18 protein-coding genes are annotated in these 19,089 nt (G+C 53.0%); all 18 read left to right on the forward strand.

The features are described from left to right. The first annotated feature begins 173 nt into the window (after positions 1-173). Positions 174-554 carry a F0F1 ATP synthase subunit I gene (atpI, locus tag L3068_RS23145; protein ID WP_008500194.1) on the forward strand — a complete coding sequence of 127 codons (381 nt, stop codon included), beginning with the start codon at positions 174-176 and terminating at the stop codon, positions 552-554. An 8-nt stretch (positions 555-562) separates the two neighbouring features. Beyond that, entirely contained in the window at positions 563-1,378 is an 816-nt protein-coding gene (atpB, locus tag L3068_RS23150) for a F0F1 ATP synthase subunit A (protein ID WP_100167517.1), read from the forward strand. A gap of 49 nt (positions 1,379-1,427) precedes the next feature. Next, entirely contained in the window at positions 1,428-1,667 is a 240-nt protein-coding gene (gene atpE, locus L3068_RS23155) for a F0F1 ATP synthase subunit C (RefSeq protein ID WP_000429386.1), read from the forward strand. Between the two features lie 48 nt (positions 1,668-1,715). After that, on the forward strand, positions 1,716-2,186 hold the full coding sequence (gene atpF, locus L3068_RS23160; RefSeq protein ID WP_003862370.1) for a F0F1 ATP synthase subunit B: 471 nt from the start codon (positions 1,716-1,718) through the stop codon (positions 2,184-2,186). Positions 2,187-2,200: 14 nt separating this feature from the next. Then, positions 2,201-2,734, forward strand: coding sequence for a F0F1 ATP synthase subunit delta (gene atpH, locus L3068_RS23165; RefSeq protein ID WP_008500192.1), 534 nt, complete (start codon positions 2,201-2,203; stop codon positions 2,732-2,734). Between the two features lie 12 nt (positions 2,735-2,746). Next, positions 2,747-4,288, forward strand: coding sequence for a F0F1 ATP synthase subunit alpha (gene atpA / locus L3068_RS23170; RefSeq protein ID WP_003862367.1), 1,542 nt, complete (start codon positions 2,747-2,749; stop codon positions 4,286-4,288). Positions 4,289-4,339: 51 nt separating this feature from the next. Next, a complete protein-coding gene (gene atpG / locus L3068_RS23175) occupies positions 4,340-5,203 on the forward strand; it encodes a F0F1 ATP synthase subunit gamma (protein ID WP_014881884.1) in 864 nt (287 codons plus the stop codon). A gap of 31 nt (positions 5,204-5,234) precedes the next feature. Continuing rightward, the gene (atpD, locus tag L3068_RS23180) at positions 5,235-6,617 is read left to right on the forward strand and encodes a F0F1 ATP synthase subunit beta (protein WP_003862362.1); all 1,383 of its coding nucleotides are present in this window, start codon (positions 5,235-5,237) and stop codon (positions 6,615-6,617) included. 20 nt (positions 6,618-6,637) lie between these two features. Continuing rightward, positions 6,638-7,057 carry a F0F1 ATP synthase subunit epsilon gene (locus L3068_RS23185; protein ID WP_006177560.1) on the forward strand — a complete coding sequence of 140 codons (420 nt, stop codon included), beginning with the start codon at positions 6,638-6,640 and terminating at the stop codon, positions 7,055-7,057. 138 nt (positions 7,058-7,195) lie between these two features. Then, complete coding sequence (gene glmU / locus L3068_RS23190) at positions 7,196-8,566, forward strand: bifunctional UDP-N-acetylglucosamine diphosphorylase/glucosamine-1-phosphate N-acetyltransferase GlmU (protein ID WP_236904771.1); 1,371 nt, start codon at positions 7,196-7,198, stop codon at positions 8,564-8,566. Between the two features lie 224 nt (positions 8,567-8,790). Next, positions 8,791-10,620, forward strand: coding sequence for a glutamine--fructose-6-phosphate transaminase (isomerizing) (gene glmS / locus L3068_RS23195; RefSeq protein ID WP_014881886.1), 1,830 nt, complete (start codon positions 8,791-8,793; stop codon positions 10,618-10,620). Between the two features lie 330 nt (positions 10,621-10,950). Further along, positions 10,951-11,472: a fimbrial protein gene (locus L3068_RS23200; protein WP_014881887.1), complete on the forward strand. Its 522-nt coding sequence runs from the start codon at positions 10,951-10,953 to the stop codon at positions 11,470-11,472. Between the two features lie 101 nt (positions 11,473-11,573). Beyond that, positions 11,574-12,254: a fimbrial chaperone gene (locus L3068_RS23205; protein ID WP_117582122.1), complete on the forward strand. Its 681-nt coding sequence runs from the start codon at positions 11,574-11,576 to the stop codon at positions 12,252-12,254. A 41-nt stretch (positions 12,255-12,295) separates the two neighbouring features. After that, positions 12,296-14,773: a fimbria/pilus outer membrane usher protein gene (locus L3068_RS23210; protein ID WP_370991755.1), complete on the forward strand. Its 2,478-nt coding sequence runs from the start codon at positions 12,296-12,298 to the stop codon at positions 14,771-14,773. A 9-nt stretch (positions 14,774-14,782) separates the two neighbouring features. Then, positions 14,783-15,838, forward strand: coding sequence for a fimbrial protein (locus L3068_RS23215; protein ID WP_063862039.1), 1,056 nt, complete (start codon positions 14,783-14,785; stop codon positions 15,836-15,838). 246 nt (positions 15,839-16,084) lie between these two features. Further along, positions 16,085-17,125: a phosphate ABC transporter substrate-binding protein PstS gene (gene pstS, locus L3068_RS23220; RefSeq protein WP_014881891.1), complete on the forward strand. Its 1,041-nt coding sequence runs from the start codon at positions 16,085-16,087 to the stop codon at positions 17,123-17,125. An 81-nt stretch (positions 17,126-17,206) separates the two neighbouring features. Then, positions 17,207-18,166: a phosphate ABC transporter permease PstC gene (pstC, locus tag L3068_RS23225; protein WP_014881892.1), complete on the forward strand. Its 960-nt coding sequence runs from the start codon at positions 17,207-17,209 to the stop codon at positions 18,164-18,166. After that, the gene (pstA, locus tag L3068_RS23230) at positions 18,166-19,056 is read left to right on the forward strand and encodes a phosphate ABC transporter permease PstA (RefSeq protein WP_014881893.1); all 891 of its coding nucleotides are present in this window, start codon (positions 18,166-18,168) and stop codon (positions 19,054-19,056) included. Before pstC ends, pstA begins: the two co-directional genes overlap by 1 nt. The last annotated feature ends 33 nt before the right edge of the window (positions 19,057-19,089 follow it).

Here is a 19,089-nt window from a genome sequence, read left to right on the forward strand (position 1 = left end):
AATAGCGGTGGGGAAAAATATTTAAACATTTATTCACCTTTTCGCTACTTAATGTTTGAAATCACGGGTACGCACCGTATAATTTGTCCGCTTTTTGATGCTTGACTCTGAGCCTTAAAGGACGTTTTATACGACACGCGGCATACCTCGAAGGGAGCAGGAGTAAAAACGTGATGTCTGTGTCGCTCTTGAGTAGAAACGTTGCTCGTAAGCTTCTGTTCATTCAGTTTCTGGCTGTGATAGCAAGTGGACTGCTGTTTAGCCTCAAAGACCCCTTCTGGGGCATCTCCGCCGTGTGCGGGGGTTTGGCAGTTGTGCTGCCAAACGTGTTGTTTATGATTTTTGCCTGGCGTCATCAGGCGCATACACCCGCCAAAGGCCGCGTGGCCTGGTCCTTCGCTCTTGGCGAAGTGTGTAAGGTGTTGCTGACCTTTGCTCTACTGGTGATGGCGCTGGCGGTTTTGAAAGTGGTCTTCATGCCGCTGATAGCAACGTGGGTTTTGGTGCTGGTGGTACAAGTTCTGGCTCCAGCTGTAATCAATAACAAAGGGTAAAAGGCATCATGGCTTCAGAAAATATGACGCCGCAGGATTACATAGGTCACCATCTGAATAACCTTCAGCTGGACCTGCGTACATTCTCGCTGGTGGATCCGCATAACCCCCCGGCCACCTTCTGGACGATCAACATCGACTCCATGTTCTTCTCGGTGGTGTTGGGTCTTCTGTTCCTGGCCATGTTCCGCGGTGTTGCTAAACGAGCGACCAGTGGTGTTCCAGGGAAATTCCAGACGTTCGTCGAAATGATCATCGGCTTTGTCCATGGTAGCGTCAAAGACATGTACCACGGTAAGAGCAAGCTGATTGCTCCGCTGGCCTTGACCGTGTTCGTTTGGGTCTTCCTGATGAACCTGATGGACCTGCTTCCAATTGACCTGCTGCCGTTCATCGGCGAGCACATCTTCGGCCTGCCTGCGCTGCGTGTTGTACCGTCTGCGGACGTGAACATCACTCTGTCGATGGCGCTGGGCGTGTTTATCCTGATTCTTTTCTACAGCATCAAAATGAAAGGCGTAAGCGGCTTTGTGAAAGAGCTTACCTTGCAGCCGTTCAACCACTGGGCGTTTATTCCGGTCAACCTGATCCTGGAAGGCGTTAGCCTGCTGTCCAAACCTGTTTCACTGGGTCTGCGACTGTTCGGCAACATGTATGCGGGTGAGCTGATTTTCATTCTGATCGCGGGTCTTCTGCCGTGGTGGTCACAGTGGATTCTGAATGTGCCATGGGCCATTTTCCACATCCTGATCATTACGCTGCAAGCCTTTATCTTCATGGTTCTGACGATCGTCTATCTGTCGATGGCGTCTGAAGAGCACTGATTTTTTACCAACACTACTACGTTTTAATTGAAACAAACTGGAGACTGTCATGGAAAACCTGAATATGGATCTGCTGTACATGGCTGCCGCTGTGATGATGGGTCTGGCGGCTATCGGTGCTGCGATCGGTATCGGCATCCTCGGGGGCAAATTCCTGGAAGGCGCAGCGCGTCAACCTGATCTGATTCCTCTGCTGCGTACTCAGTTCTTTATCGTTATGGGTCTGGTGGATGCTATCCCAATGATCGCTGTAGGTCTGGGTCTGTACGTGATGTTTGCTGTCGCGTAGTAGTTGTTTTAAAACCCCAAGCCACAGAAATTTAAGAGGTATTGTGCTGTGAACATGAACGCAACAATCCTCGGCCAGGCCATCGCGTTTATTCTCTTTGTCTGGTTCTGCATGAAGTATGTATGGCCGCCTTTAATGGCTGCCATCGAAAAACGTCAGAAAGAAATTGCTGACGGTCTGGCTTCTGCAGAACGCGCTAAGAAAGATTTGGACCTTGCCCAGGCCAACGCGACAGACCAGCTGAAAAAAGCGAAAGCGGAAGCTCAGGTCATCATCGAACAGGCTAACAAACGCCGTTCGCAGATCCTGGACGAAGCCAAAGCTGAAGCAGAACAGGAACGTACTAAGATCGTGACACAGGCTCAGGCTGAAATTGAAGCTGAGCGTAAACGTGCTCGTGAAGAACTGCGTAAGCAGGTTGCGATTCTGGCTGTTGCTGGCGCCGAGAAGATCATCGAACGTTCCGTGGATGAAGCTGCTAACAGCGACATCGTGGACAAACTTGTCGCTGAACTGTAAGGAGGGAGGGGCTGATGTCTGAATTTGTTACGGTAGCTCGCCCCTACGCCAAAGCAGCTTTTGACTTTGCTATCGAACACCAAAATGTCGATCGCTGGCAGAATATGCTGGCGTTTGCCGCTGAGGTGACGAAAAACGAACAAATGGCCGAGTTGCTTTCCGGTGCGTTAGCGCCTGAAACTCTCGCCGCGTCGTTTATCGCCGTGTGCGGAGAGCAACTGGATGCCAACGGCCAGAACCTGATTAAGGTGATGGCAGAAAATGGTCGTCTCCGTGTGCTCCCGGATGTTCTCGAGCAGTTTGAGCACTTACGTGCCCTTAGTGAAGCAACAGCTGAAGTCGAAGTGACTTCAGCGACTGAACTGAGTGATGAACAGCTTGCGAAAATCACCGCCGCGATGGAAAAACGTCTGTCACGCAAAGTTAAGCTGAATTGCAAAATCGATAAGTCTGTAATGGCAGGCGTAATCATCCGCTCGGGTGATATGGTCATTGATGGCAGCGTACGCGGCCGTCTTGAACGCCTTGCAGACGTCTTGCAGTCTTAAGGGGACTGGAGCATGCAACTGAATTCCACCGAAATCAGCGAACTGATCAAGCAGCGCATTGCTCAGTTCAATGTTGTGAGCGAAGCTCACAATGAAGGTACTATTGTTTCTGTAAGTGACGGTGTTATCCGCATCCACGGCCTGGCCGATTGTATGCAGGGTGAGATGATTTCCCTGCCGGGTAACCGTTACGCTATCGCACTGAACCTGGAGCGCGACTCCGTAGGTGCGGTTGTGATGGGTCCATACGCTGACCTCGCCGAAGGCATGAAGGTTAAGTGTACTGGCCGTATTCTGGAAGTGCCGGTTGGCCGTGGCCTGCTGGGCCGCGTTGTTAACACCCTGGGTGCGCCAATCGACGGTAAAGGTCCGGTTGAGCACGATGGCTTCTCACCAATCGAAGTTATCGCACCAGGCGTTATCGATCGTCAGTCCGTCGATCAGCCTGTTCAGACAGGCTATAAGTCTGTTGACGCCATGATCCCAATCGGTCGTGGTCAGCGTGAACTGATCATCGGTGACCGTCAGACCGGTAAAACCGCGATGGCAATCGACGCCATCATCAACCAGCGTGACTCCGGCATCAAATGTGTGTACGTGGCCATCGGCCAGAAAGCGTCCACCATTTCTAACGTGGTTCGTAAACTGGAAGAGCACGGCGCGCTGTCTAACACCATCGTGGTTGTGGCTACCGCTTCTGAATCTGCTGCACTGCAATACCTGGCGCCATACGCGGGTTGCGCAATGGGCGAATACTTCCGTGACCGCGGTGAAGATGCACTGATCGTATACGATGACCTGTCTAAACAGGCTGTTGCTTATCGTCAGGTTTCCCTGCTGCTCCGTCGTCCACCAGGACGTGAAGCATTCCCGGGCGACGTATTCTACCTCCACTCTCGTCTGCTGGAGCGTGCTTCCCGCGTTAACGCGGAATACGTCGAGAACTTCACCAAAGGTGAAGTGAAGGGTAAAACGGGCTCTCTGACCGCACTGCCGATCATTGAAACCCAGGCGGGTGACGTTTCTGCGTTCGTTCCGACCAACGTAATCTCCATTACCGATGGTCAGATCTTCCTGGAAACCAACCTGTTTAACTCCGGTATTCGTCCGGCGGTTAACCCGGGTATCTCCGTATCCCGTGTTGGTGGTGCTGCTCAGACCAAGATCATCAAGAAACTGTCCGGTGGTATCCGTACCGCGCTGGCACAGTATCGTGAACTGGCTGCGTTCTCTCAGTTCGCATCCGATCTGGACGAAGCAACCCGTAAACAGCTGAGCCACGGTCAGAAAGTGACCGAGCTGCTGAAGCAGAAACAGTACGCACCAATGTCTGTTGCTCAGCAGGGCCTGGTACTGTTCGCGGCTGAACGCGGTTACCTCGAAGATGTGGAACTGGCGAAAATCGGTAGCTTCGAAGCCGCTCTGCTGGCTTACGTCGACCGTGATCACGCTCCGCTGATGCAAGAGATCAACCAGACCGGTGGCTATAACGACGAAATCGAAGGCAAGCTGAAAGCTATCCTCGATTCCTTCAAAGCAACCCAATCCTGGTAATCGTCCGGCGGCTTGTCTCAGGACAAGCCGCCTGGCATTGAGGAGAAGCTCATGGCCGGCGCAAAAGAGATACGTAGTAAGATCGCAAGCGTCCAGAACACGCAAAAGATCACTAAAGCGATGGAGATGGTCGCCGCTTCCAAAATGCGTAAATCGCAGGATCGCATGGCGGCCAGCCGTCCTTATGCAGAGACCATGCGCAAAGTGATTGGTCACCTTGCAAACGGTAATCTGGAATACAAGCACCCTTACCTGGAAGAACGCGACGTTAAGCGCGTGGGCTACCTGGTGGTGTCGACTGACCGTGGTCTGTGTGGCGGCTTGAACATTAACCTGTTCAAAAAACTGCTGGCGGATATGAAAGGCTGGTCCGATAAAGGCGTTCAGTGCGATCTGGCACTGATTGGCTCTAAAGGCGTCTCTTTCTTTAACTCCGTTGGTGGCAACATTGTCGCTCAGGTGACCGGTATGGGTGATAACCCGTCCCTGTCCGAACTGATCGGCCCGGTTAAAGTGATGTTGCAGGCCTATGATGAAGGCCGTCTGGACAGACTGTACGTTGTCAGCAACAAATTTATTAACACCATGTCTCAGGTGCCTACGATCACTCAGATGCTGCCTTTACCGGCATCAGAAGATGACGAGTTGAAGCAGAAAGCCTGGGATTACCTGTATGAACCCGATCCGAAACCGCTGCTGGATACCCTGCTGCGTCGTTACGTTGAATCTCAGGTTTATCAGGGCGTTGTAGAAAACCTGGCCAGCGAGCAGGCCGCACGAATGGTGGCGATGAAAGCCGCGACCGATAATGGCGGCAGCCTGATTAAAGAGCTGCAGTTGGTTTACAACAAAGCTCGTCAGGCCAGCATTACTCAGGAACTCACCGAGATTGTCTCGGGGGCCGCCGCGGTTTAACCAGGTTTACGAATTACGTAGAGGATTCAAGATGGCTACTGGAAAGATTGTCCAGGTAATCGGCGCCGTGGTGGACGTCGAGTTCCCTCAGGACGCCGTACCACGCGTGTACGACGCGCTTGAGGTACAGAATGGTAACGAGAGCCTGGTGCTGGAAGTTCAGCAGCAGCTCGGCGGCGGTATCGTGCGTACCATCGCGATGGGTTCTTCCGACGGTCTGCGTCGTGGTCTGGAAGTGAAAGACCTTGAGCACCCGATCGAAGTGCCTGTAGGTAAAGCAACACTGGGTCGTATCATGAACGTATTGGGTCAGCCAATCGACATGAAAGGCGACATCGGTGAAGAAGAGCGTTGGGCTATCCACCGCGCGGCACCTTCCTACGAAGAGCTGTCAAGCTCTCAGGAACTGCTGGAAACCGGCATCAAAGTTATCGACCTGATGTGTCCGTTTGCGAAGGGCGGTAAAGTTGGTCTGTTCGGTGGTGCGGGTGTAGGTAAAACCGTAAACATGATGGAGCTGATCCGTAACATCGCGATCGAGCACTCCGGTTACTCTGTATTTGCGGGCGTAGGTGAACGTACTCGTGAGGGTAACGACTTCTACCACGAAATGACCGACTCCAACGTTCTGGACAAAGTATCCCTGGTTTACGGCCAGATGAACGAGCCACCAGGAAACCGTCTGCGCGTTGCGCTGACTGGTCTGACGATGGCTGAGAAGTTCCGTGACGAAGGCCGTGACGTACTGCTGTTCGTTGATAACATCTATCGTTACACCCTGGCCGGTACTGAAGTATCTGCACTGCTGGGTCGTATGCCTTCAGCGGTAGGTTATCAGCCTACGCTGGCGGAAGAGATGGGTGTTCTTCAGGAACGTATCACCTCTACCAAAACCGGTTCTATCACCTCCGTTCAGGCGGTATACGTACCTGCGGATGACTTGACTGACCCATCACCAGCCACCACCTTTGCGCACTTAGATGCAACCGTGGTACTGAGCCGTCAGATCGCGTCTCTGGGTATCTACCCGGCCGTTGACCCGCTGGACTCCACCAGCCGTCAGCTGGATCCACTGGTTGTGGGTCAGGAACACTACGACACCGCGCGTGGCGTACAGTCCCTGCTGCAGCGTTACCAGGAACTGAAAGACATCATCGCCATCCTGGGTATGGATGAGCTGTCAGAAGAAGACAAACTGGTGGTAGCACGTGCGCGTAAGATCCAGCGCTTCCTGTCCCAGCCGTTCTTCGTTGCGGAAGTATTCACCGGTTCTCCGGGTAAATACGTTTCCCTGAAAGACACCATCCGTGGCTTTAAAGGCATCATGGAAGGCGAATACGATCACCTGCCAGAGCAGGCGTTCTACATGGTTGGTTCCATCGAAGAAGCAGTGGAAAAAGCCAAAAAACTTTAACGCCTTAATCGGAGGGTGATATGGCAATGACTTACCACCTGGATGTCGTCAGCGCAGAGCAACAAATGTTCTCTGGTCTGGTCGAGAAAATCCAGGTAACGGGTAGTGAAGGTGAACTGGGTATTTTCCCGGGCCACGCACCGCTGCTCACCGCCATTAAGCCTGGTATGATCCGCATCGTTAAACAGTTCGGTCATGAAGAGTTTATCTATCTGTCCGGCGGCATTCTTGAAGTGCAGCCAGGCAGTGTGACCGTTCTGGCCGATACCGCTATTCGTGGCCAGGATCTCGACGAAGCACGAGCCCTGGAATCGAAGCGTAAGGCTGAAGAGCACATTAGCAGCTCTCATGGTGACGTGGATTACGCTCAGGCGTCTGCGGAGCTGGCCAAAGCGATCGCGAAACTGCGCGTTATCGAGTTGACCAAAAAAGCGATGTAACACCGGCTTGAAAAGCTCAAAAGCCAGTCTGTATACCAGGCTGGCTTTTTTTTTGTGCCTTAATTCATGATGAAAAAGATGTAGAATTTTAAGCATCAAACGTTTTTACTTCTCACTTAAATTACCGTCAGGATGCGTATGTCAAACAGTGCGATGAGCGTGGTGATCCTTGCCGCTGGCAAAGGTACCCGCATGTATTCCGATCTGCCTAAAGTGCTTCACCGTCTGGCAGGAAAGCCAATGGTGCAGCATGTCATTGATGCAGCGAATGAACTGGGGGCCCGTCAGGTCCATCTGGTTTATGGACACGGTGGCGATCTGCTTAAAAAGGCGCTGAACGATGACGCGCTCAACTGGGTGCTCCAGGCTGAACAACTGGGTACTGGCCATGCCATGCAGCAGGCCGCCCCTTTCTTTGCCGATGACGAAGACATCCTGATGCTCTACGGAGACGTCCCGCTGATCTCCGTCGAGACGCTGACTCGCCTGCGTGCAGCCAAACCGCAGGGCGGCATCGGTTTATTAACCGTCGTGCTGGACGACCCAACAGGCTATGGCCGTATCACGCGTGAGAACGGCCACGTAACGGGTATCGTTGAACACAAAGACGCCAGCGATGAACAGCGTCAGATTCAGGAGATCAACACCGGTATCCTGATTGCCAATGGCGCAGATATGAAGCGCTGGCTGTCGAAGCTCAATAACAACAACGCGCAGGGTGAGTACTACATCACCGATATCATTGCGATGGCGTACCACGAAGGGCGTGAAATTGCCGCCGTTCATCCGGCGCGCATCAGTGAAACGGACGGCGTGAATAACCGTCTGCAGCTTTCTCGTCTCGAGCGCATTTATCAGTCTGAGCAGGCCGAAAAGCTGCTGCTGGCCGGCGTAATGCTGCGCGATCCAGCGCGTTTCGATCTGCGGGGGACCTTGTCGCACGGGCGAGATGTTGAGATTGATACTAACGTTATCCTTGAAGGCAACGTTCAGCTTGGCAACCGCGTCAAAATTGGCGCCGGCTGTGTGATCAAAAACAGCGTCATCGGTGACGACTGCGAAATTAGCCCGTACAGCGTGGTTGAAGATTCTCATCTGGACGCGGCGTGTACTATCGGTCCGTTTGCGCGTCTGCGTCCAGGTGCTGAGCTGCTGGAAGGCGCTCACGTAGGCAACTTCGTGGAAATGAAAAAAGCGCGTCTGGGGAAAGGCTCGAAAGCCGGTCATCTGACCTATCTGGGTGACGCAGAAATTGGCGACAACGTGAATATTGGTGCAGGAACCATTACCTGTAACTATGACGGTGCCAACAAGTTCAAAACCATTATCGGCGACGACGTGTTTGTGGGTTCTGACACGCAGCTGGTGGCGCCTGTCACCGTAGGTAACGGCGTGACCATTGCCGCCGGGACGACCGTGACGCGTGACGTGGCGGATAACGAGTTAGTGTTAAGCCGCGTGCCGCAGGTGCACAAGCAGGGCTGGAAACGCCCGGTGAAGAAGAAGTAACAACAAGGCGGGTGGCGCTACGCTTACCCGCCCTACGATTGAGTTGGCCTGATAAGGCGTAGCCGTCATCAGGCAAACCCGGGTGAGGAGATAAATATATATCTCCCCCCACAAGCAGTACCCATAACTATAACCCCACTCTCTACAAGGCTCGGGGTGCCCGGAAAGGGCAAATACAGGTCAGCGACAACGCAGGCATCATGCCTAAATTCGGAATCTAAAATATGTGTGGAATTGTTGGCGCAGTTGCGCAGCGTGATATTGCTGAAATCCTTCTCGAAGGTTTACGTCGTCTGGAATACCGTGGTTACGACTCTGCCGGTCTGGCTGTCGTAGATGCAGAAGGTCATATGACCCGTCTGCGCCGTCTGGGTAAAGTGCAGATGCTGGCCCAGGCTGCGGAAGAACATCCGCTGCACGGTGGGACGGGTATTGCGCACACCCGCTGGGCGACGCACGGTGAACCATCCGAAGGTAACGCCCACCCGCATGTGTCTGAACACATCGTGGTCGTCCATAACGGCATTATCGAAAACCACGAACCCCTGCGCGAAGAACTGAAAGCGCGCGGTTATACCTTTGTCTCTGAAACCGACACCGAAGTGATTGCTCACCTGGTGCACTGGGAGCTGGCACAGGGCGGCACGCTCCGTGAAGCGGTACTGCGCGCTATTCCTCAGCTGCGCGGTGCGTACGGTACGGTAATCATGGATTCCCGCGACCCGTCCACGCTGCTGGCCGCGCGTTCCGGTAGCCCAATGGTTATCGGTCTGGGGATGGGGGAAAACTTCATCGCCTCCGATCAGCTGGCACTTCTGCCGGTGACCCGCCGCTTTATCTTCCTGGAAGAGGGAGATATCGCGGAAGTGACTCGCCGCAGCGTGACCGTCTTCGATACCAAAGGCGAGCAGGTTAAGCGTCAGGAGATCGAATCGAATCTGCAGTACGATGCGGGCGATAAAGGTGCGTACCGTCATTACATGCAGAAAGAGATTTACGAGCAGCCAAACGCGATCAAAAACACCCTAACCGGGCGCATTAGCCACGGCGAGGTGGATCTGAGCGAACTGGGTGCCAATGCCAATGAACTGCTCGGCAAGGTTGAGCATATTCAGATCGTCGCCTGTGGCACCTCCTACAACTCCGGTATGGTCTCTCGCTACTGGTTTGAATCCCTGGCGGGTGTGCCGTGCGACGTGGAAATCGCGTCTGAATTCCGCTATCGCAAATCCGCTGTGCGTCGCAACAGCCTGATGATCACCTTGTCTCAGTCCGGTGAAACGGCAGATACCCTGGCAGCGCTGCGTCTTTCTAAAGAGCTGGGTTACCTGGGCTCTCTGGCCATCTGTAACGTTCCAGGTTCTTCACTGGTGCGCGAGTCCGATCTGGCGCTGATGACCAAAGCGGGCACCGAAATTGGCGTCGCCTCTACTAAAGCGTTTACCACTCAGTTGACGGTTCTGCTGATGCTGGTGGCGAAGCTGGCGCGCCTGAAAGGTGAAGATGCTTCCGTTGAGCACGACATCGTTCACGGGCTGCAGGCGCTGCCGAGCCGTATTGAGCAGATGCTGTCTCAGGACAAACGCATTGAAGCGCTGGCGGAGGATTTCTCTGACAAACATCACGCCCTGTTCCTGGGCCGTGGCGATCAGTATCCGATCGCGCTGGAAGGCGCGCTGAAGCTGAAAGAGATCTCCTACATTCACGCTGAAGCTTATGCGGCAGGCGAGCTGAAACACGGCCCTCTGGCGCTGATTGATGCGGATATGCCGGTCATCGTTGTGGCACCAAACAACGAACTGCTGGAAAAACTGAAATCCAACATCGAAGAAGTGCGCGCCCGCGGCGGTGTCCTGTACGTCTTCGCTGATAAAGATGCCGGTTTTGCCAGCAGCGACAATATGCACATCATCGAAATGCCGCATGTCGAAGAGGTGATTGCACCGATCTTCTACACTGTTCCGCTGCAGTTGTTGGCTTATCACGTGGCGCTGATCAAAGGCACTGACGTTGACCAGCCGCGTAACCTGGCGAAATCGGTCACGGTTGAATAATTTTATAAATTGAAGTGAAATAGCCCCATAAATCTATGATTGTGGGGCTATTTTTTGATCGGTAAATATAAATTTACTCTGAAAATATAATTCTGGAATAATAGAGATATATAAATCCTGGTAGAATTAATCCTGTTTTTTTAAATATAATATTATATTAAGACCTCATTTCATCCTGAACTATTCCATATTCGGCAGGCGAGAATAATAGAATAATATTTCTTCTTGTTATTTTTTATTTTAAAGAGTTTAATGCTCTTCGCTTGTATGCCCTGAAGTATTTATCAGGGAAATAGTATTTTGCAATGTATAATTCAGGATGGTGTTGTAATGAAAGGAAATACGTTAAAGAGCATTGTTGTGCTTTCCTCTTTATTTTTCGGTGCGCAGACACATGCGGCCAATGGCAATGGTACTGTCCATTTCACGGGCGAAATTATCGATAGTACCTGTGAGGTGTCTACCGGTACTAAAGACCAGACCGTTGATTTAGGCAAAGTGAATAAATCAACGTTTACCGGCGTGGGGTCAATGGCGTCGGTTCAGGCATTCCAGATCGATCTGCTGAACTGCCCGGATACCTACAAAAAAGCCAGCGCCCGTTTTGACGGCACCGAAGACGGTGACGGGTACCTGAAGCTGTCTTCTGGCGGGGCGAGTGGCGTTGCGATTGCAATTTATAACCGCGCCGATAACAGTCTGCTTAAGCTTTACAATCAGTCTACGCCTGCCACTATTTCATCCGGCAAGGCGTCGTTGCCATTTATGGCTCGCTATATCGCCACGTCTGCAACCGTAACGGCGGGCACTGCCAATGCGGATTCGGAATTTACGATTACATACAGTAATTAATTCCTTCAATCTCTTTCTGTAAAAAAATAATCAGGCCTGGTGAGGTTGGGTTTGTTGCGCCCTTTTATCGGAAATTATCCAGGCCTGTTACAGGATATAATATGCGCAGGCGTTTTATAATTTTATTTGTTGCTCTTCTTTTCTCATTCGCTACCGGGACGTCAAGTGCCGGGATTGTTATTGGTGGCACCCGCGTTATCTTCCCTGGAAATAAAGCAGATACCACCCTCTCTGTCTTAAATAAAGATACGGCACTGCCTTACCTTCTTCAGGCATGGGTTGAGCCTTTTAACAATGCGGATAAGCACCAGCCGCCCTTTACGGTTATTCCTCCCGTCTCCCGGCTGGAGCCCGGCCAGGAGCGTGTCCTGCGTATCATTAAAACTCAGGGCGAATTACCGTCTGACAGGGAGTCCGTGTTTTGGCTGAATATTAAAAATATTCCCCCGTCGACAACTGAAGAAAGCAGCAAGCTGGAAATTGCCATCAAAACGCGCATTAAACTCTTCTGGCGTCCGGCGGGTGTTAAGGAAACGCCTGAAACAGCCGCTCTGAAAGTGAAATGGCAACGGCAGGGCAGCATGCTGGTGGTCACCAACCCGACGCCCATTCACGTCAATGTGATCGACGTGGCTATTGATGGCAAGCCGCTCGACCTGGCGATGATAATGCCGTTTGAGACACGTCGGCTGGCGCTGCCTGCTGGCGTGAGCAAAATGCTCACCTGGCACAGTATTAATGATTACGGCGCGATTAGCGACGCTATTCAGCAACCTCTTTAACCGCGGCGGGGTTGCTTGTATTGAAACGTTTTCACTCTTTGATTTTATCCCTGCTGTGGCTGGGAGGAAGCTATCCGCTTCTCGTCAGTGCCACACGACCACTCTTTAACGTGCGTCTGCTGGAGCTTGATCGGCCCATTGAGGTCGATATCAGCCAGTTCAATCGCCCGGATAACCTGCCTGAAGGAGAATATCAGGTTGATATCTATGTGAACGATCGATTCATTGCGCGCAGGGCGGTGCGTTTTTTCCGCCACGATCCGGAGAGTGCGTTGGCGCCTTGTTTTGTGGATGTAAAAAACACGCTGGCGATGTTTGGCCTGAAAGTGAACGCGATTAAAGCGCTGGATACGGTGAATGCTGAAGGTTGTGAACCGGTGCCGGTGCTGCCTGGCGCGAAATGGACGCTGGACAGCGAAAAGCTTGCGCTGAAGGCGTCGATCCCTCAGGTCTATCTGGACGCCACGGCGCGTGACGCCATTTCGCCCTCGCGCTGGGATCAGGGTATTGACGCTTTGATGCTGAACTACGATTTCTCCACGACCCAGACGCTGAAGTCAGACTATGACAGTGACGATCTTTACTACCTGAATTTACGCAGCGGGCTGAACATTGGCGGATGGCGTCTGCGTAACTATAGCGCCTTAAATGCGGTCAACAGCCGCGGTAACGTTCGTTCGCTGAGCACGTACTTACAGCATGATATTGCCAGCCTGCGCAGCCAGGCCATGGCGGGTGATACGTGGACCGCGAGCGATCTCTTCGACAGTTCACAGGTGCGCGGCGTGCGTCTGTACACCGACAGCGACATGCTCCCCGATAGCCAGAACGGTTTTGCGCCGGTGGTGCGCGGCGTGGCGAAAACCAACGCCGTGGTCACCATCCGCCAGAACGGCTACATGATTTATCAGTCGGCCGTGCCGCAGGGGCCGTTTGCGTTGACCGATCTCAACACCACCTCAAGCGGCGGAGATCTGGACGTCACCATCAAAGAGGAAGACGGCAGCGAGCAGCATTTTGTTCAGCCTTACGCATCTCTGGCAATTTTGCGTCGGGAGGGGCAAACGGATGTGGACATCAGCATTGGTGAGCGTCGTGATAACGATCGGTTTATGCCAGAGGTGATGCAGGCACAGGTATTGCACGGAATGGCGTGGGGAATGACGCTGTATGGTGGCACGCAGCTGGCAGACGATTACCGCGCGTTTGCCGCCGGCATTGGTAAAGATCTCGGCAATATCGGCGCTATTTCGATGGATATCACCCATGCCCAATCGCACTTTACGGACGATGACGAGCAGGGGCAATCCTGGCGTTTTCTGTACTCAAAAACGTTCGACGTCAGCAATACCAGCCTGCGTATTGTAGGTTATCGCTATTCAACGGAAGGGTTTTACACCCTGGGCGAATGGGCATCGCGCACGGGCGATAGCGAGAACTTCTGGCATACGGGCAACCGCCGCAGCCGGGTAGAAGGCACCTGGACCCAACCGTTTTCCGAGGGGTACGGTAATGTCTATCTTACGCTGAGCCGGGAGCAATTCTGGCGTACGGACGATGTGCAGCGCCTGATACAGATAGGCTACAGCAACAGCTGGAAGCAGGTCGTGTGGAACCTGTCGTGGAACTATACCGATACGGTGTCTGACAGCATGGGAGAGTGGCAACAAGAAGATGAAAGCGAGCATCTCGTTATGCTGTCGCTGTCTCTGCCGCTTTCGGCCTGGTTACCCAACAGCTACGTCAACTACAACTACGCCCACAGCAACCATGGCACACCTTCCCACCAGATTGGGTTGAACGGCAATCTGCTCGACGATAACAATCTGAGCTGGAACATACAGCAGTCCGTGTATGAAAACCGCGGCACCTCGGCGGGAAATGCGGGACTGGTCTGGGATGCGTCCTACGGCTCGCTAAAGACGAATTATGCCTGGAGCGACGAAAGCCAGAGCCTGAACTACGGCGTCAGCGGCGGCGTGTTGATCCACGACGAAGGCATCACCTTCTCGCAGGAGATGGGCGAAACGGTGGCGCTGATCAAAGCGCCTGGTGCGGCAGGGTTATCGGTAGATAACGCCAGCGGCGTTGCCACCGACTGGCGCGGCTACACCGTGAAGACGCAGCTTTCACCCTACGATGAGAACCGTATTGCGCTTCAGAATAAGGATTTTGTTTCAGGCAACGTTGAGCTGGAACGCAGCGTGCAAAACCTGGTGCCTACGCGTGGCGCGGTGGTGAAAGCCGAGTTTGTTACGCACATCGGCTATCGGGTGCTGTTTAGCGTTTCACTGGCGAACGGCAAGCCTGCACCGTTTGGTGCAGTGGGTACCGCTGCGCTTGATGTGGGAAGCGCAACGGGAATTGTCGGTGACAAAGGTGAACTCTATCTCGCCGGGATGCCCGAATCGGGGCAATTTTCGCTGACGCTCAGCAGCGGCAAGGCCTGTCTGGCTGATTATCACATCCATCAGAAACCTGATTCCGGGCTGGTGCAACTGCCTGTCATTTGTCGATAAAGGATAAGAATGAAACCCCAATTCTGGCTTTTTACTCTCTTTTTTGCCGCTTTTTTTTTACAGGCGGCGCCTACCGGCTACTGCGTACCAGACAATGGCAAATACCATAACTATTTCACTGTCGCGGAACAATTAACGACGCTTGATAACCTGGTTGGCATGCAGCATATGATCGATATGAATAACTCTACGACTTCGTTTAAGGGAACGTGCTACTGCCAGACGGGGAAAAATGAAAGTTACGATCATGCTTACATCACCAGCGTGGTTAATCCAGCCCTGCAGCCCACCACTAGCAGAAACAATATCTCCTATTATTATCTCAATAAGTATCTTGATATCGGTTTGCAAATCTACATTCTTGGCGTTGGCTACACCACCGTTCCCTTCGATCACCTGCCAAATGACATTGGGGGAACGTACCGGTGTCATAATGGCGTCAGTTCGCAAACCACGTTTTACAGCGGCGGGTCGGGCTTTATTTATCTGTATGTCAAAAAACAATTTACCGGCACGATCACCATACCGTCGATGGTCATGGCAAATATCTATGCCACTATCGATCCCCGTACCGTCTCGAGCGAAATCATCTCGGATGTGATTGTGCAGGGATCGGTCACGGTACCGCAAACCTGCGAGATAGATGAAGGCCAGGCGATAATGATTGATTTCAAGTCTATTCTGGCATCGGAATTCTCAGCTAACCGGGGCCAGGCGGTGTCTTCCCGCAAGATTACCCGGCAGGTCAATATCAAATGTTCAAATATGATGTTTACCGACACGCTGGGGGCATCCTTCCACGCCTCTGCCGCGACAGCCGACAGTACGATGGTAGCCACCGATAATCCTGACGTGGGTATTAAGATTTACGATAAACATAACAGGGAAATTAATGTGAACGGCGGTGAACTTGAGGCGGAAACGACGAAAATGCCCGTGACTCTGGAAGGCGAGACGCTGGGGACACTCACGTTTTCAAGCGCTCCGGCTAGCGCAACCGGGTCCAGGCCCGCGCCAGGTCCGTTCAACGGTACGGCTACCCTGACGATTGAAATCGGACACTAATCCATTAACGGCTGTTTATGACAGCCGTTGTCATATTTCACGGACAAAACGGCGATCTTTAAAATAAAAATGACAAAAAAATGAATGCCTGATGAATTAAGTGCTATATTTTTCATGTGGTTACACCTCCCTTTGTGTTTGTCATAAAACTGTCATATTTCGTACATTTATCTGTCACCTGTTTGTCCTATTTTGCTCATCGTAGCCACTTAAACAATGATTTACGAAATCCTTGCAGGAGACATTATGAAAGTTATGCGTACCACTGTCGCAACTGTTGTCGCCGCGACCTTATCTCTGAGCGCGTTCTCTGTATTTGCAGAAGCAAGCCTGACTGGCGCTGGTGCAACCTTCCCTGCGCCGGTGTATGCCAAATGGGCGGATACCTACCAGAAAGAAACCGGTAATAAGGTTAACTATCAGGGTATCGGCTCCTCCGGTGGCGTAAAACAAATTACCGCTAACACCGTTGATTTCGGTGCATCAGACGCGCCGTTGTCTGACGATAAACTGAATCAGGAAGGCCTGTTCCAGTTCCCGACCGTGATCGGTGGTGTGGTTCTGGCTATCAACCTGCCGGGCGTGAAGTCTGGTGAGCTGGTGCTGGATGGCAAAACCCTGGGCGACATCTACCTGGGTAAAATCAAAAAATGGGATGACGAAGCGATCGCTAAGCTCAACCCAGGCCTGAAGCTGCCTGCTCAGAACATCGCCGTGGTTCGCCGCGCGGATGGTTCTGGTACCTCCTTCGTCTTCACCAGCTACCTGGCAAAAGTGAACGAAGAGTGGAAATCGAAAGTCGGTTCCGGCTCTACCGTTAACTGGCCAACTGGTCTGGGCGGTAAAGGTAACGACGGTATCGCTGCGTTCGTACAGCGTCTGCCTGGCTCAATTGGCTACGTAGAATACGCGTACGCGAAGCAGAACAACCTGTCCTACACCAAACTGGTGTCTGCTGATGGCAAACCAGTAAGCCCGACCGAAGAGAACTTTGCTAACGCTGCAAAAGGCGCTGACTGGAGCAAATCCTTCGCGCAGGATCTGACGAACCAGAAAGGCGAAGGTGCGTGGCCAATCACCTCCACCACCTTCATTCTGGTTCACAAAGAGCAGAAGAAACCTGAGCAGGGCGCTGAAGTGCTGAAGTTCTTCGACTGGGCATACAAAAACGGCGCTAAACAGGCTAACGACCTGGACTACGCCAGCCTGCCAGACAGCGTGGTTGAGCAGATTCGTGCTGCATGGAAAACCAACGTGAAAGACAGCAGCGGTAAAGCATTGTATTAATTTAGCATTCTGACGAAAATGGCGGGTGGCGCTTGCGCTTACCCGCCGATTTCGTAAACGCGTTTAACAGAAGAGTGATTTATGGCTGCAACCAAGCCTGCATTTAACCCTCCGGGTAAAAAAGGTGACATGATTTTCAGCGCGCTGGTCAAACTGGCTGCGCTGATTGTGCTATTGCTGCTGGGCGGCATTATCGTGTCTCTGATTTTCTCCTCCTGGCCGAGCATTCAGAAATTCGGTTTCTCCTTCCTGTGGACCAAAGAGTGGGATGCGCCGAACGACGTTTACGGTGCGCTGGTGCCCATTTACGGCACGCTGGTGACCTCGTTCATCGCTCTGCTGATTGCGGTTCCAGTAAGCTTCGGTATTGCCCTGTTCCTGACGGAACTGGCGCCAGGCTGGCTGCGTCGTCCGCTGGGCATCGCCATTGAACTGCTGGCGGCCATTCCAAGCATTGTGTACGGCATGTGGGGCCTGTTTATCTTTGCGCCGCTGTTTGCCACATACTTCCAGGAGCCGGTGGGAAATGTTCTTTCTGCCATTCCGTTTGTGGGCGCCCTCTTCTCTGGCCCGGCATTCGGTATTGGTATTCTTGCGGCAGGGGTGATCCTCGCCATCATGATTATTCCGTACATTGCGGCGGTTATGCGCGATGTCTTTGAACAAACCCCGGTGATGATGAAAGAGTCGGCCTACGGCATCGGCTGCACCACCTGGGAAGTCATCTGGCGCATTGTCCTTCCGTTCACCAAAAATGGGGTGATCGGCGGCGTCATGCTGGGATTAGGTCGTGCGTTGGGTGAAACCATGGCGGTCACCTTTATCATCGGTAACACCTACCAGCTCGACAGCGTCTCTCTGTATATGCCGGGTAACAGTATTACCTCAGCACTGGCGAACGAGTTTGCCGAAGCGGAATCCGGGCTGCACGTCGCGGCGCTGATGGAACTGGGTCTGATTCTGTTCGTTATCACCTTCATTGTTCTGGCGATTTCCAAGCTGATGATCCTGCGTCTCGCGAAAAATGAGGGGGCACGCTGATGGCGACTCTCGAAATGCAAAGCACCGCTCAGCTGGCGGAATCCCGCCGCAAAATGCAGGCAAAGCGTCGTTTTAAAAACCGCATTGCGCTGACGCTTTCCATGGCGACGATGGCGTTCGGCCTGTTCTGGCTGATCTGGATCCTGATGTCCACCATCACCCGTGGTATTGATGGCATGTCGCTGGCGCTGTTCACCGAAATGACGCCGCCGCCAAACACGGCGGGTGGTGGTCTGGCGAACGCCCTGGCGGGGAGTGGATTACTGATCCTGTGGGCGACCGTGTTCGGTACGCCGCTGGGCATTATGGCGGGTATCTACCTGGCAGAGTACGGGCGTAAATCCTGGCTGGCTGAGGTGATTCGCTTCATTAACGACATCCTGCTTTCTGCTCCGTCGATTGTCGTGGGTCTGTTTGTTTACACCATCGTGGTTGCGCAAATGGAACACTTCTCCGGCTGGGCGGGTGTGATTGCGCTGGCGCTGCTGCAGGTGCCTATTGTGATTCGTACCACCGAGAACATGCTGAAACTGGTGCCGGACAGCCTGCGTGAAGCGGCTTATGCGCTGGGTACGCCGAAGTGGAAAATGATCTCTGCGATTACGCTGAAAGCGTCGGTCTCCGGGATCATGACCGGGATTCTGCTGGCTATCGCCCGTATTGCCGGTGAAACGGCTCCGCTGCTGTTTACTGCCCTCTCCAACCAGTTCTGGAGCACGGACATGATGCAGCCGATCGCCAACCTGCCGGTGACGATCTTTAAATTTGCGATGAGCCCATTCGCGGAATGGCAGCAGCTGGCCTGGGCCGGGGTGCTGATCATCACCCTTTGCGTACTGTTGCTGAACATTCTGGCGCGCGTCATTTTCGCGAAGAAGAAACACGGTTAATTTTTTACGGCGCGGCAGCTCGCGGCGCCGAAT

The sequence above is a fragment of the Enterobacter cloacae complex sp. ECL414 genome (assembly GCF_021869685.1).
Classification (GTDB): Bacteria; Pseudomonadota; Gammaproteobacteria; order Enterobacterales; family Enterobacteriaceae; genus Enterobacter; species Enterobacter kobei.